The 13,549-nt window shown below is 60.8% G+C and carries 14 protein-coding genes; 11 read left to right on the forward strand and 3 right to left on the reverse strand.

The window, feature by feature from the left end; genetic code table 11:
- Positions 1 to 74 precede the first annotated feature (74 nt).
- From ACR0I7_RS13230 to ACR0I7_RS13280, 11 genes are all read left to right on the forward strand, one after another.
- Positions 75 to 605 (forward strand): ester cyclase, encoded by a 531-nt coding sequence (locus ACR0I7_RS13230; protein WP_480511754.1) that lies wholly within the window; start codon positions 75 to 77, stop codon positions 603 to 605.
- Between the two features lie 11 nt (positions 606 to 616).
- Positions 617 to 1,948, forward strand: a complete 1,332-nt coding sequence (hisD, locus tag ACR0I7_RS13235) for a histidinol dehydrogenase (protein WP_480511756.1) — start codon at positions 617 to 619, stop codon at positions 1,946 to 1,948.
- Positions 1,945 to 2,997 carry an ester cyclase gene (locus tag ACR0I7_RS13240; protein WP_480511758.1) on the forward strand — a complete coding sequence of 351 codons (1,053 nt, stop codon included), beginning with the start codon at positions 1,945 to 1,947 and terminating at the stop codon, positions 2,995 to 2,997. The genes hisD and ACR0I7_RS13240 overlap by 4 nt, the downstream gene beginning before the upstream one ends.
- Positions 2,997 to 3,761, forward strand: a complete 765-nt coding sequence (locus tag ACR0I7_RS13245; RefSeq protein WP_480511760.1) for an SDR family NAD(P)-dependent oxidoreductase — start codon at positions 2,997 to 2,999, stop codon at positions 3,759 to 3,761. The genes ACR0I7_RS13240 and ACR0I7_RS13245 overlap by 1 nt, the downstream gene beginning before the upstream one ends.
- On the forward strand, positions 3,761 to 4,804 hold the full coding sequence (locus tag ACR0I7_RS13250) for a LacI family DNA-binding transcriptional regulator (protein WP_480511762.1): 1,044 nt from the start codon (positions 3,761 to 3,763) through the stop codon (positions 4,802 to 4,804). The genes ACR0I7_RS13245 and ACR0I7_RS13250 overlap by 1 nt, the downstream gene beginning before the upstream one ends.
- Positions 4,801 to 5,790, forward strand: coding sequence for a nuclear transport factor 2 family protein (locus ACR0I7_RS13255; protein ID WP_480511764.1), 990 nt, complete (start codon positions 4,801 to 4,803; stop codon positions 5,788 to 5,790). Before ACR0I7_RS13250 ends, ACR0I7_RS13255 begins: the two co-directional genes overlap by 4 nt.
- A gap of 153 nt (positions 5,791 to 5,943) precedes the next feature.
- Entirely contained in the window at positions 5,944 to 6,903 is a 960-nt protein-coding gene (locus ACR0I7_RS13260) for a cupin domain-containing protein (RefSeq protein WP_480511766.1), read from the forward strand.
- Positions 6,900 to 7,523: a class I SAM-dependent methyltransferase gene (locus ACR0I7_RS13265; RefSeq protein ID WP_480511768.1), complete on the forward strand. Its 624-nt coding sequence runs from the start codon at positions 6,900 to 6,902 to the stop codon at positions 7,521 to 7,523. Before ACR0I7_RS13260 ends, ACR0I7_RS13265 begins: the two co-directional genes overlap by 4 nt.
- Complete coding sequence (locus ACR0I7_RS13270) at positions 7,513 to 8,637, forward strand: cobalamin-independent methionine synthase II family protein (RefSeq protein WP_480511770.1); 1,125 nt, start codon at positions 7,513 to 7,515, stop codon at positions 8,635 to 8,637. Before ACR0I7_RS13265 ends, ACR0I7_RS13270 begins: the two co-directional genes overlap by 11 nt.
- Positions 8,634 to 9,329, forward strand: a complete 696-nt coding sequence (locus ACR0I7_RS13275; protein ID WP_480511772.1) for an alpha/beta fold hydrolase — start codon at positions 8,634 to 8,636, stop codon at positions 9,327 to 9,329. The genes ACR0I7_RS13270 and ACR0I7_RS13275 overlap by 4 nt, the downstream gene beginning before the upstream one ends.
- Positions 9,326 to 10,021 (forward strand): RraA family protein, encoded by a 696-nt coding sequence (locus tag ACR0I7_RS13280; RefSeq protein ID WP_480511774.1) that lies wholly within the window; start codon positions 9,326 to 9,328, stop codon positions 10,019 to 10,021. The genes ACR0I7_RS13275 and ACR0I7_RS13280 overlap by 4 nt, the downstream gene beginning before the upstream one ends.
- A gap of 553 nt (positions 10,022 to 10,574) precedes the next feature.
- On the opposite strand, the gene ACR0I7_RS13285 is transcribed toward ACR0I7_RS13280, so the two are convergent.
- From ACR0I7_RS13285 to ACR0I7_RS13295, 3 genes are read right to left on the reverse strand one after another with little or no spacing between them, the layout of a single operon-like run.
- Positions 10,575 to 10,784 (reverse strand): MoaD/ThiS family protein, encoded by a 210-nt coding sequence (locus ACR0I7_RS13285; protein ID WP_480511775.1) that lies wholly within the window; start codon positions 10,782 to 10,784, stop codon positions 10,575 to 10,577.
- Between the two features lie 28 nt (positions 10,785 to 10,812).
- Positions 10,813 to 13,068, reverse strand: a complete 2,256-nt coding sequence (locus ACR0I7_RS13290; RefSeq protein WP_480511777.1) for a xanthine dehydrogenase family protein molybdopterin-binding subunit — start codon at positions 13,066 to 13,068, stop codon at positions 10,813 to 10,815.
- Positions 13,068 to 13,547 carry a (2Fe-2S)-binding protein gene (locus ACR0I7_RS13295; RefSeq protein WP_480511779.1) on the reverse strand — a complete coding sequence of 160 codons (480 nt, stop codon included), beginning with the start codon at positions 13,545 to 13,547 and terminating at the stop codon, positions 13,068 to 13,070. Before ACR0I7_RS13295 ends, ACR0I7_RS13290 begins: the two co-directional genes overlap by 1 nt.
- Positions 13,548 to 13,549: the final 2 nt, after the last annotated feature.

Here is a 13,549-nt window from a genome sequence, read left to right on the forward strand (position 1 = left end):
ATGCCGAGGGATTTTCTGAGCATCGGGGCCGCATGCCCCAACCTCACTCTCTCGCACCCTGAAAGGATAAAGACATGAAAGGTTCCCGTCCTGAACAAGCGGTTCTGACCCGCGAAACGGACCTGAGCAAAACCGAAGACACGCGCCGCGTTATTGAAACCATGGTGGATGGCCTGAATGACCACCGCATCGACGATATTGGCGAGTTCTTCTCGCAAGGTTTTCGTTGGATGGGCAATCAGGGCTGCGGTACAAAAACCGGACTGAAAGAGTTTCAGGACAACTGGCAGCGCCCGTTTCAGGCGGCGTTTTCCGACAAAACCTGTATCGATGAGGCCCGCCTTTACATGGGCGAATGGGCGGCAGCCTTTGGTCGGCAAGAGGCCACCCATTCGGGCGAGTTTCTGGGCATCGCCCCCACCGGCAAGCGGGTTGAGATTCGGTACATGGATTTCTGGAAAGTGGTCGACGACAAGATCGTCGACAACTGGGTGAATGTGGATTTCGCGCATGTGGCGGCGCAACTGGGCGTCGATCTGTTCAATGGCGAAGGCTGGGAAGCATTTGACCGGGGTGAAAAAGCACCACCCCGGCCCGAAAACTGAGGATTGGAACTATGACAATCGAGTATCTGAAACGTGGTAAATCTGATGCGGACCGGGCCGAGGACGACGCCAAGACCCGCGCCGTGGTCGAAGCCACGCTGAAAGACATCGAAACCCGTGGCGATGCCGCGGTGCGCGACCTGAGTGAGAAGTTCGACAACTACTCCCCCGCCTCGTTCCGCCTGAGCCAGCAAGAGATCGACGACCTGATCGGCCAGCTGACCGACCGGGAACTCGCTGATATCAAATTCGCGCAGGAACAGGTGCGCAACTTTGCGCAGGCGCAGCGCGACTCGATGCTGGATATCGAGGTCGAGACCCTGCCCGGCGTCATTCTGGGGCACAAGAATATCCCCGTGCAATCGGTGGGCTGCTATGTGCCCGGCGGCAAGTTCCCGATGGTGGCCTCGGCCCATATGTCAGTGGCCACAGCCTCGGTCGCGGGTGTGCCCCGCATCATCGCCTGCACACCGCCGTTTCAGGGCAAGCCGAACCCGGCGGTGATTGCAGCGATGCATCTGGGTGGCGCGCATGAGATTTACGTCATGGGCGGCATTCAGGCCATCGGCGCGATGGCGCTGGGGACCGAGACGATCGACCCCGTCCACATGCTGGTCGGCCCCGGCAACGCCTTTGTGGCTGAGGCCAAACGCCAGCTGTTCGGTCGCGTGGGCATCGATCTGTTCGCCGGCCCGACCGAGACCATGGTGATCGCGGACGAGACCGCCGCCGATGCCGAGCTGTGTGCCACTGACCTGCTGGGACAGGCCGAGCACGGCTATAACAGCCCCTGCGTTCTGCTGACCAATTCGCGCAAACTGGCCGCAGAGACCCTGGCCGAGGTCGACCGCCTGCTGGGCATCCTGCCGACCGCCGATACCGCCAAAGTCTCGTGGGCCGAATATGGCGAGGTCATCGTCTGCGACACCTATGACGAGATGTTGCAGGTCGCCGATGACATCGCCTCCGAGCATGTGCAGGTGATGACCGACCGGGATGACTGGTTCCTTGAAAACATGACCTGCTATGGCGCGCTGTTCCTTGGGCCGCGCACCAATGTCTCGAATGGCGACAAGGTGATTGGCACCAACCACACGTTGCCGACCAAAAAGGCTGGGCGCTATACTGGCGGGCTCTGGGTTGGGAAATACCTCAAAACACACAGCTATCAGAAGGTTCTGACCGATGAGGCGGCCACGCTGATCGGCGAATACGGCTCGCGCCTGTGTATGCTGGAAGGGTTTGTGGGCCATGCCGAGCAATGCAATGTTCGCGTCCGGCGCTATGGCGGGGTCAACGTTCCTTACGGTCAGGCTGCGCCCTATCGGGATGCGGCGGAATGAGCGACAGGCATACGCAGCATAAGGTCCTGATCGCACCGCTCAGGGCAGCGATGTATGACTTTTCAGAGCTCGGCGTCCGACAGGCGCTGGGTCAGCTTTGTGTGCCGGACGCCATCTTTCACCTGTGCCATCCTCTGGGCGACAGTACGGGCAGCGACGCGTTTTATGACTGCGCCTATCACGACCTGCTGACCGCCTGGCCGGATCTGGAGCGCCGGGATTATATCGTCATGGCCGGCCCCGATGAGTTCGGGGCCGATTGGGTCGGATGCGGCGGATATTATACCGGGACTTTCACCGGCCCCTGGCTGGATATCCCGCCCACGGGCCATCAGGTCACCATGCGGTTCCATGAATTCTTCCGGTTCGAAAACGGCAAGGTTGTCGAAATGCAGGCGCTTTGGGATATCCCCGAGGTGATGATGCAGGCCAACGCGTGGCCCATGGCCCCCAGCCTTGGGCGCGAGTGGCATATTCCGGGCCCGGCCACGCAGGACGGGTTTGTCCCCGGACCGTATGACGCGGCCAAGGGCCGTGAAACCTGCCAGCACATCATCGACATGTTGGAGTATCTCAAGAAACATCCGTCACAAGGTGGGCCCGAAGTGATGGAGATGGAGCGTTTCTGGCATCCCCGCATGAACTGGTACGGACCTGCGGGGATCGGCACCGGGCGCGGATATGCGGGGTTCCGCAACTGGCACCAGATTCCGTTTCTGAACGGGATGCCGGATCGCGGGCAATATGTGGATGAGATCACCTATCATTTCTTTGGCGATGGCGATTATGCGGCTGTCACCGGATGGCCCAACATGATCCAGACGGTCACCCATGACGGTTGGATGGGGATTGCGCCCTCGGGCAAGAAAATCACCCTGCGCAGTCTTGATTTCTGGCGGCTGGAAGGTGGAAAAATCCGCGAGAACTGGGTTCTGGTCGATCTTCTGGACGCCTATCGGCAACTGGGTGTGGATGTCTTTGCGCGTCTGCGGGAATTCAACAAGGCCCGAACCCTGAGCCGCATTGATATACCGGATGGAATGAGCTGATGACCGACCTGCCCCGCACCCCTTCGTTTTCCCTGACCGGCAAAACCGCGCTTGTGACCGGCGCGTCCTCGGGCATCGGGCAGGGCTGCGCCGTGGCGCTGGCCGAGGCAGGCGCGCATGTGGTCTGCGCGGCGCGCGGTGTCGAGCGCCTGAATGAGACGGTCGCCGCGCTGCAGGCGCAAGGCTGGTCGGCAGAGGCACACGTGGTTGATCAGGGAGATCTGGACGCGCTGCGGCAACTGTTTGACGGTCGCACTTTTGAGGTCGTCGTGAACTCTGCCGGGACCGCGCGCCACAGCCCGGCGGTCGAGACAACGCCCGAAGATTTCGATGCGGTGACGGACGTCAACCTGCGGTCGGCCTATTTCCTGTCGGCCTATGCGGCCAAGGCACTGATGGCGGCGGGCAAGCGGGGCTCGATCATTCATATCTCCAGCCAGATGGGCCATGTGGGCGGGGTGGACCGGGCGCTGTATTGCGCAACCAAACACGGGCTTGAAGGCATGGTCAAAGCCATGGCGATCGAGTGGGGCAAACAGGGCATTCGGATCAATACGGTCTGCCCGACCTTCATCCGCACACCTCTGACGCAGGTCACCTTCGACAATCCTGAACGCGCCGCCTGGATCATGGACAAGATCAAGCTGGACCGCATTGGCGAGGTCGAAGACATCATGGGCGCAGTGCGATATCTCGCCTCGGACGCTTCGGCGCTGGTGACCGGTACCTCGATGCTGATTGACGGCGGGTGGACGGCGGACTGATGGCAGAGAAAGTCACCTCTCTTCAGGTTGCACATCTGGCGGGTGTCAGCCAATCCGCCGTCAGCCGGGTGTTCACCCCCGGCGCGTCGGTCAGCAAGAAGACCGAAGAGAAAGTGCGCAAAGCCGCCACGGAGCTGGGTTATCGCCCCAATGTCCTGGCCCGTGCGATGGTATCGGGCAAAAGCCGCATCATCGGGCTGGTAGTCGGCTATCTGGACAATTACTTCTATCCTGAAGCGCTAGAAAAGCTGTCAAACGGGCTGCAGGAGCATGGCTATCACGTTCTGATATTCATGGCGTCCCGCTCGGCCGGGAATATTGATGACGTGATGGAGGAAATCCTCGACTATCAGGTCGATGGCGTTGTGCTGGCCTCGGTTCCCATGTCCTCGGATATCGCGATGCGGTGTCAGCAGGCCGGGGTGCCGGTGGTTCTGTTCAACCGCAGTCAGGACATCGAAGGCATCACGTCGGTCACCTCGGACAACTATGTCGGCGGTCGCAAAGTGGCCGAGTTTTTGCTGGCCGGCGGGCATGAGCGGATCGGCTATATCTCGGGCTGGCAGGGCGCGTCGACGCAAAGGGATCGTGAGGCCGGCTTCCGCGCCGCGCTGTCCAAAGCGGGGCGCGAGGTGTTTGCGGCCCAGGATGGCATGTTCCACACCGAAAACGCCCGGCAGGCCGCGCGACAGATGTTTGACGTCGACCCGGCGCATCGCCCCGATGCGGTGTTTGTGGCCAATGACCATATGGCGTTTGCGGTGATGGATGTCATCCGGTTCGAGCTGGGGCTGAGGATACCCGAAGACGTCTCGGTCATCGGCTATGACGATGTTCCGCCCGCCGCATGGCCAGCCTATAACCTGACAACAATCCGCCAGCGCGCCAATCTGATGGTTGCAGAAACCATCGGGGCTCTGTTGGATCACATTCAAAACCCCGGCGCAGCCAAACCACGTAAGGTGGCTATTGATGGTCCACTTGTGGTGCGCACCTCGACCCGGCTGCCCAAGGGGTGGAGCCCACAAAGGACAGAGACATGAAAGGCTTCGATCCGAAATTCCGGGATTTTCCGGACTACATCATCGGCATCACCAAAGAGATCTGGGAAGATCGCGGCATCGCGACCCTGCATGACTATTACGCGCCAGAGATCGTCGTTCGGATGCCGGGCAGTGTTTCGACCGGCAATCAGGGGGTGATCGGTGCCACCATGGCAACACTGGCCGAGTTCCCCGACCGGACCCTGTTGGGCGAAGATGTCATCTGGTCCGGCACGCCCGAAGACGGGATGCTGTCGAGCCACCGGATATTGTCGACCGCCACCCATCTTGGCGATGGCGTGTTCGGCAAGGCCACGGGCACCAGGCTGAGATACCGCATTCTGGCCGATTGCCATGCCCGCAACAACGCGATCGATGACGAATGGCTGATCCGCGACAACGGTGCCATCATCCGTCAGATGGGATGGGAGCCGATGGATTTTGCGCGTGACCTGATCGCGCGCGAGGGCGGGTCAGAGCAATGTGTCAAACCGCTGACCCCGGCCAATGACAGGCCCGGTCCCTATAGGGGCACAGGCAATGACAATGAATGGGGTCAGCGTCACGCCAATCTTCTGACGCGCCTCCTGGGCGCTGACATGGGCGCGGTCGAACGCGACTATGACCGGGCGGTGCAATCGGAATATCCCGGCGGCGCAACCGGGCACGGGTGGGACCCGGTGGACCGCTTCTGGATGTCGCTGCGCGCCGCGATGCCAAGCGCAACCTTCACGATCCACCATCAGATCGGCCGGAGCGATCCGAACATGCCGCCACGCTCGGCCATCCGCTGGAGCCTGCACGGCAAGCATGACGGCTGGGGCGCTTTTGGCGTGCCCACCGGGGCCGAGCTGTATGTGCTGGGCATCAGCCACGCGGAATGGGGTGAGCTGATTGGTGGAGACATAAAACTGCGACGCGAATGGACTCTGTTCGATGAAACAGCGGTCTGGAAACAACTGGTCCTGGCGACCGGGGACCTCTGATGGTTGGAACACCGCCCCCCTTGGATGCCAGCGAACGAACCCGACGGCTGCATGGTCACCGGGCCTCGTTGCGGGCAAGACGGCTGAACAACCGCCCTCCGGGTGCATGAGGGTCATTCCTTTTGCACCATTTCAAAGAACGGAGATCAAAACATGAGCACTATCCAGGACCGCATCGTCCGCTATGGTGAGTTGAAGCCCTGCAAAACGGCGTTTATCGACGCGCATACACCGGGGTCGGACCAGAAAGAGAACTTTACCATCATCGGTGGCGGCGTGTCGGAAAGCCCCGACCAGCATGTGCATATCACCGACAAGATCGGCTTTAACATCGGTGCCGCAGGGCAGCCGCCGAAATGCCGTAACTCGCTGCACAGCCATACCACGGCCGAGGTGTTCTTTGTCGCCAAGGGCCGCTGGCGGTTCTTCTGGGGGCGCTATGGCACTGCGGGCGAATTCATCGCCGAAGAAGGCGATATCTTCAACATCCCCACCGGTATCTTTCGCGGCTTCGAAAATGTCGGTCAGGATTACGGGATGATCATGTCGATCCTGGGTGGCGACGATGCAGGCGGTGGTGTCACCTGGGCCCCTCAGGTGATCGAGGATGCACAGGCGCACGGCCTGATGCTGGGCGACAACGGCGTGCTTTATGACAGCAAGAAAGGTCAGGGCCTGCCCCACAACGTGCGCCCGATGCCACTGCTGACCGAAGAGGAGCTGAAGGCCTACCCCGAAGTTCCGGTCGAAGATGTCGTTGGTAGATACGTCGCGCGTTATTGGGACCTGATGGCGCTGTCCGCCACCAAACCGGCAAAAGTGATTGGCGAAGATGCCATGATCAAGGACAAGCCCGGGTTTGATGTTGATTTCCTCGGGCGTGGGTCATGCATTTCTGAGCCTGTGGCGGCAGACAAACCCGTCGTCTTGATGCCGGCAAGCGGCCACTGGCACGTTGGCATTGACGGGCACGAGGCCAAACTCTCGGTCGGTGATACCGCGTTGGTCCTGCCCGGTGAGCAATATTGCGTGGAGCCTTCGATGACTGGTCAGGCGGGCCTCTATCGCATCACCGCAACCGACGACCCGGCAGGAGCAACCTGGACAGGATGACCGCAAACCCCGACGACACCCATGCCATCTACGAGCGGCGGGCGGCCGAATATGACCGGCGCCGCTCGAAAGCCCTGTTCGAGGCGCGCTGGCTGGCGCGCTTCACCGCCAGTCTGCGACCGGGGGATCACGTTCTGGATCTGGGCTGCGGCACCGGCGATCCGATCGCGCGCTGGTTCATGGCCGAAGGGTTCAGGGTCACCGGGGTCGATTTCTCTCAGGCGATGCTGACCCTTGCGCGCCAGCGGTGGCCCGACGGCGATTGGCGGCAGGCCGATATGCGGGATTTCGAGCTGCAAGAGCAGTTCGACGGCATCATCGCCTGGAACAGTTTCTTTCACCTGACCGCCGCGGATCAGAAAGACTGTATCGCCCGCATGGCGCGGCATTTGCGGACAGACGGAATGCTGATGGTCACGGTCGGCCACAGCGCCGGCGAGACCACCGGAACGGTTGAAGGAGAGACCGTTTACCACGCTTCGCTCTCACCGGCGAGCTATGCGGCTTGTCTGGAACAGAACGGGCTGCGCATGACCGGGTTTCTGGCCGAAGACCCCGAAACCCAAAGCCACACGATTCTGATGGCACGTAAAATTCAAGGAGAGCCCGATGACCATTAAGACCACACATGTCGGGTCCCTGCCCCGCACGCAGGAAGTTGTGGATTTCATTTTCGCCCGTGAGAATGGCGAGCCCTATGATGCCGCCGCCGCTGACGCCTGCATGACCGATGCCGTGTCCGAGACGGTGCGCAAACAGGTCGACGCCGGGGTCGATATCGTCAGCGATGGCGAGACCTCGAAGATTTCTTATGCCACCTATGTCAAGGACCGATACACCGGGTTTTCGGGCGACAGCCCACGCAACGCGCCCGCCGATCTGAAGATGTTTCCCAGCTTTCTCGAACGTCTGGCCAGCGGCGGCGGAACCCCTCAATATGCAAGGCCGATGTGTACCGGAGAGGTGCGGTCCAAAGGTCAGGGTGAGCTGGAAAAGGACATCGCCAACCTCAAGACCGCAATGGCACAACATGGGGCAGAGCGGGGGTTTATGAACGCTGCATCGCCGGGTGTGATTTCCCTGTTTCTGCAGAACGATTTCTATTCCACGCGTGAGGCTTATCTGGCCGCGCTGGCCGACGCCATGAAGCAGGAATACGAAACCATCGTGGCGGCGGGGCTGGATCTGCAGCTGGATTGCCCCGACCTGGCGCTATCGCGTCATATGCTGTTCACGGACCTGTCGGACGACGCGTTCGTCAAGATCGCCGACATGCATGTCGAGGCGTTGAACCATGCGCTGGAAAACGTGCCGCAGGACCGCGTCCGGGTACATATCTGCTGGGGCAACTATGAGGGTCCGCATTGCTGTGACATTGCCATGGACAAGGTGTTTTCGACTTTGATGGCGACCAAATCCCGCTATGTGCTTTTTGAAACATCGAACCCGCGCCATGCTCATGAATGGACGGTGTTCCGTGATCGCAAAGCCGAGATTCCCGACGACAAGGTCCTGATCCCCGGTGTCGTCGATACCACCACCAACTTCATCGAGCATCGTGACCTTGTGGCCCAACGGATCGAACGGTTTGCCGGGATCGTCGGCACCGACCGGGTGATCGCCGGCAGCGATTGCGGCTTTGGCACCTTTGCAGGCTTTGGCGCCGTCGATCCGCAGATTGCGTATGCCAAACTGGCCGCGCTGTCTGAGGGGGCAAGGTTGGTCTCTGCATGACGCCCCTGATCTTCTTGCCGGGCATGATGTGCGATGCCCGCCTCTTTGGGCCCCAAATCGAAGCATTGTCGTGCAGGATGCCTGTCTCAACCTTTCCGCTGTGCTACCACGACAGCGTTCAGGACATGGCGGCAGATATTCTGGACAACGCCCCGCCCCGCTTTGCTCTGGCGGGCCTGTCGATGGGCGGCATTGTCGCGATGGAGGTGGTGCGTCAGGCCCCCGAACGCATCTCGCGGCTGGCGCTGCTTGACACAAATCCGCTGGCCGAAAAGCCCGAGGTGAAAGACCGGCGCGGGCCTCAGATGGCGGCGGCGCGCGCAGGACGTCTGAGGCAGGTGATGCGGGACGAGATGAAGCCCAACTATCTGGCCGACGGACCGCGCCATGGGGCCATTCTGGACCTGTGCATGGCGATGGCCACGGATATCGGCACGGAGGTTTTCATCAATCAGTCCGTCGCGCTGATGAACCGCCCCGACCAGCGCGCGACCCTGCAGGGTTTTGACGGCAAAGCGCTGGTCCTATGCGGGCGCGAAGACGTGTTGTGCCCGGTCGAGAGGCATCAGTTGATGCATGACCTTCTGCCCAACAGCACGCTTGAGATCATAGAAGGCGCCGGCCATCTGCCGACGCTGGAAAAACCAAATGAAACCACCGCGGCCCTGATCCGCTGGCTGGAGGACACATGACACCATCCCTTTTGTCCTTGCTTCGCAAGGTTGACACACCCACGGTTTGCAACGCTATCGAAGTGGCGCACGGCAAGCGCGGGTTTGACAGATTTACGCGCGGCACCATGCTGTGTTCCGCCCCGCACGAGCCCGCGATTGTCGGCTATGCCCGCACCGCCAAAATCGCGGCCGTCAACCCGCCGACTGAATCGCCTGACGTCATCAAGGCCCGGCGCATGGCCTACTACAAATACATGGCCGACGCCCCCGGTCCCTGTGTCACCGTGATCGAGGATATGGACTATCCGGATTGCATTGGTGCCTATTGGGGCGAGATCAACACTTCAGTCCACAAAGGGCTTGGCGTATCGGGTGTGGTGACCAACGGGGTCATGCGCGATCTCGGGGACCTGCCCGAGGGATTCCCCGTTGTGGCCGGTTCTGTTGGCCCCAGCCACGGGTTCGTCCACATCCGCGAGATCGATACGCAGGTGTCTGTTTTTGGCCTCACAGTTCATCCCGGCGACCTGATTCACGCCGACCGCCATGGCGCGCTGGTCATTCCCGAGGATGTCATCGACCAGCTGGAGGCCGCGATCCAGAAACTGCTGTCCACAGAACGCATTATCCTGGACGCCGCCCGTGCGCCCGGGTTTGACTTTGACACCTTCGAGACCGCCTGGGCGGCCTTCGAAAGAGCCAGAATCTGAACACCCCAGGGGCGTGTATGCACACGCCCCTTTTGGGCCGAGTCAAGAGATTGAAAACGCTAAACAATACCACAACAGAGGTGACATCGTAGGGCGCGTCCGCAAATTGACCTGAACCGTTCCGGTGCGCTCTGCTCCGATGAATCGCGGACGCAAGGACCGTGGTGTTTTGACTGGTAGAATAAGGCATGCTTTCTATCTCGCTGCGCGCCCGGAGACACGACAGAAAACACGTCTCATTCGGCCATATCAAGACCGAGATTACATTGCGGAACAACGCGTTGACCCGAAATCAAACACCCTGAAATGGCGTTCGGGATCACCTATCCAACCCGTGAAACCGTCATACTTGCTTTAAGAAACGCTCAAATATATGACAAGTTCTCGTAATACTTATGCCCTTATTGCAATGCATACATGAACAACCCCGCCGAGTTGTTTGCTGGTGAGTTTTTAACGAGGGGGTATTTCGGCGGGATTAGGGGTGAGAGCGGTTTCGCACGCCAAGACTACTGAAATCAGCTCTCCCCCGCCTTGGTCAAGCGCAACCCGATCACCCACCTCGCAGACGTTGCATCAGATACACCTCGGCCCCTGGCGGGATCGGTTCTGACAGGCCGCTGGCAATGATACGCCCGTTGACCGCAACAGAGACACCTGCGTCAATCGGGGCCTGCAGCTGCGGGTATGCGGCGACTAAGGCACGCAGCACGTCGCCCGTTGTTTCAGCCTCGACCGCAACCACCTGCTTGTCCCCGGTCAAAGATCGGAGGCCGGACCAGAGGTGGACCTCAACCATTGTCCTTAAGCGCCGCCAGGATGCGCGGCGGAGACATGGGCAGTTGCCGCATGCGGACACCCGCCGCGTTCGAGACCGCGTTGGCGATGGCAGCGAGGGGTGGCACGATGCCGGTTTCGCCCACACCACGCACACCAAACGGGTGGCCGGGGTTGGGCACTTCGACAATCACCGTATCGATCATCGGCAAATCGCTGGCGACCGGGATGCGATAGTCGAGGAAGATCGAGTTCTTAAGGCGGCCATCCTCACCATAGATGTATTCCTCGTTCAACGCCCAGCCGATACCTTGTGCGGCACCGCCCTGATACTGTCCCTCGACATAGGCCGGGTGGATCGCCTTGCCGGCGTCCTGAATGACCGTATAGCGGGTGACGCTGGTTTTGCCGGTTTCAGGATCGACCTCGGCGTCAACGATATGAGTGCCAAAGGACACACCTGCACCTTCGGGGGTGGCCTCGAAATGGCCCGAGATCGGGCCTCCGGTTGCGCCCATATTGACGGTGATGTCGGCCAGCGGCATCGGGTCGAAATCGCCTGCATTGGGGCCCGAGGGCACCGCGCAGCCGTTTTCCCATTTCACCGCATCAACCGGGATGCCCCATTTGGCCGCAGCGCGTTCGCAGAGCTTCTCGACCGCATGTTTGGCGGCCTTGATCGTCGCCAGCCCGCTGGCATAGGTCACGCGGCTGCCATGAGAGACATCGTTGTAACCCAAGGTCGCGGTATCGGCGACGGTCACCCGGATGTTCTCGTATGGAATGCCCAAAACCTCTGCCGCCATCAGCGCCATCGACGCGCGCGAGCCGCCGATATCGGGCGTACCGACCATTAGCTGGGCCGACCCGTCTTCGGACAACGCTAGCGAGACTGAGGTTTCGCCACCGTGATTGAACCAGAAGCCACAGGAAATGCCCCGTCCCTGGCCCGGTTTCAGCGGGGCCAAGTAATGCGGATGCGCCTTGGCGGCTTCAAGCGTTTCAACCAGACCGATCTGCTCATAGGTCGGGCCATAACTGGCTTTGGTCCCCTCATGCGCAGCGTTTTTAAGGCGTACATCGACGGGGTCGAGCTCCAGCCGGTTGCACAGCTCATCCAGCACAGATTCTACCGCAAACGCCCCCATCGGGGCGCCTGGCGCGCGATAGGCGGCCTGTTTTGGGCGGTTGGCGATCACGTCATAGCCGACCTGTCGCACATTGGTCAGGTTATAAGGGGCAAAGGCACACATCGCGGTCATATCACCCGGCGCACCGGGAAAAGCGCCCCCCTGCAGGCGAAAGATGCCCTGCGCGGCAGTGATGGTGCCGTCTTTTTTCATGCCGATCTTGATATCCATAGATGCCGATGAGGTCGGGCCGGTGGCGCGGAACACTTCGGACCGGCTCATGACGATCTTGACCGGACGATTGGCCTTGCGGCTCAGCGCCAGCGCAACCGGTTCGATGAACACGGTTGTCTTGCCACCAAAACCGCCGCCGATTTCGGATGCTGTCACGCGCAGCTGCGCGGTTTCAATCCCCAAGAGTGCGGCACAGGTCTTTTGCGCAATCCAGTGGCCCTGGGTGGTACACCACAGCTCGCCCTTGCCGTCACCGCCCAGCGTGGCAAGGCAGGCATGAGGCTCGATATAGCCCTGATGGGTCGCCTCGGTGACAAAGCTGTCCTCAACCACCAGATCAGCCTCGGCAAAGCCCGCCTCGACATCGCCATGGCCGCTTTCGTGATAGCGCACGACGTTGGGATGCAGGCCTTCGGGGACGGAATAATCCGCAGCCCCTTCGCGGATCACCGGCGCGTCAGGGGCCATGGCCTTGTCCACATCGGTGACGTGGGGCAAAATCTCGTACTCGACCTCAATCAACTTGAGCGCATCGCGCGCGGCCAGTGCGGATGTGGCGGCCACGGCAGCCACCGCATGCCCGTCATAGAGCGCTTTTTCGCCCGCCATGACGTTTTCCAGCACGTTCCAGAATTCACCCTCGAGACCGGGTTTGAACGGCACCTCGGCGAAATCGGCGCGGGTGACGACAGCTTTGACATCCTTCAGCGCCTCGGCCCTGGAGGTGTCGATCTTCACGATCCGCGCATGGGCATGGGGCGAGCGCAGGATGGCGCCGTGCAACATGCCGGGCGCATAGGCATCGGCCCCGAATTTGGCGCGACCTGTGACCTTGTCCAGACCATCGGGCCGGTCGGGCCGCGTGCCAACAAATTTGAAACCGGATTTGCGATCATCAAGCGCCATTACGAAGCCTCCCGCAGTTCAGCCGCCGTATCCATCACGGCGCGAATGATTTTGTCATACCCGGTGCAGCGACAGAGGTTTCCCGCGAGCCAATAGCGCGCCTCTTCCTCGGTCGGGCTTGGGTTCTTCTCAAGCAACGATTTGGCAGCAACCAGAACGCCGGGGGTGCAGACGCCGCATTGCAGGGCCGCATGTTCGATGAAGTTTTTCTGCAAGGGGTGTAAGATGTCCCCATCAGCAATCCCTTCGACGGTTTCGATCTGCTTACCTTCGGCCTCAACCCCCAGCATCAGGCAGGAACAGACCAGACGGCCATCAACGGTCACCGAACAGGCCCCGCAATCGCCGGTACCGCATCCCTCTTTGGCGCCGGTCAGGTTCAGCTTGTCACGCAGACAGTCCAGCAGGGTTTCGCGCGGGTCGCATAGATATTCGACAGCGTCGCCGTTCACTGTGGTGGATACATGGAACTTGCTCATGG

The organism is Ruegeria sp. AM1 (assembly GCF_056540745.1).

Excerpts from the sequence above, each read along its gene's own strand:
- ACR0I7_RS13250 (WP_480511762.1), top strand. The coding sequence starts at position 3,761 with ATGGCAGAGAAAGTCACCTCTCTTCAGGTTGCACATCTGGCGGGTGTC.
- ACR0I7_RS13270 (WP_480511770.1), top strand. The coding sequence starts at position 7,513 with ATGACCATTAAGACCACACATGTCGGGTCCCTGCCCCGCACGCAGGAA.
- ACR0I7_RS13230 (WP_480511754.1), top strand. The coding sequence starts at position 75 with ATGAAAGGTTCCCGTCCTGAACAAGCGGTTCTGACCCGCGAAACGGAC.
- ACR0I7_RS13255 (WP_480511764.1), top strand. The coding sequence starts at position 4,801 with ATGAAAGGCTTCGATCCGAAATTCCGGGATTTTCCGGACTACATCATC.
- ACR0I7_RS13240 (WP_480511758.1), top strand. The coding sequence starts at position 1,945 with ATGAGCGACAGGCATACGCAGCATAAGGTCCTGATCGCACCGCTCAGG.
- ACR0I7_RS13260 (WP_480511766.1), top strand. The coding sequence starts at position 5,944 with ATGAGCACTATCCAGGACCGCATCGTCCGCTATGGTGAGTTGAAGCCC.
- ACR0I7_RS13280 (WP_480511774.1), top strand. The coding sequence starts at position 9,326 with ATGACACCATCCCTTTTGTCCTTGCTTCGCAAGGTTGACACACCCACG.
- ACR0I7_RS13295 (WP_480511779.1), bottom strand. The coding sequence starts at position 13,547 with ATGAGCAAGTTCCATGTATCCACCACAGTGAACGGCGACGCTGTCGAA.
- ACR0I7_RS13245 (WP_480511760.1), top strand. The coding sequence starts at position 2,997 with ATGACCGACCTGCCCCGCACCCCTTCGTTTTCCCTGACCGGCAAAACC.
- ACR0I7_RS13275 (WP_480511772.1), top strand. The coding sequence starts at position 8,634 with ATGACGCCCCTGATCTTCTTGCCGGGCATGATGTGCGATGCCCGCCTC.
- ACR0I7_RS13290 (WP_480511777.1), bottom strand. The coding sequence starts at position 13,068 with ATGGCGCTTGATGATCGCAAATCCGGTTTCAAATTTGTTGGCACGCGG.
- ACR0I7_RS13265 (WP_480511768.1), top strand. The coding sequence starts at position 6,900 with ATGACCGCAAACCCCGACGACACCCATGCCATCTACGAGCGGCGGGCG.
- hisD (WP_480511756.1), top strand. The coding sequence starts at position 617 with ATGACAATCGAGTATCTGAAACGTGGTAAATCTGATGCGGACCGGGCC.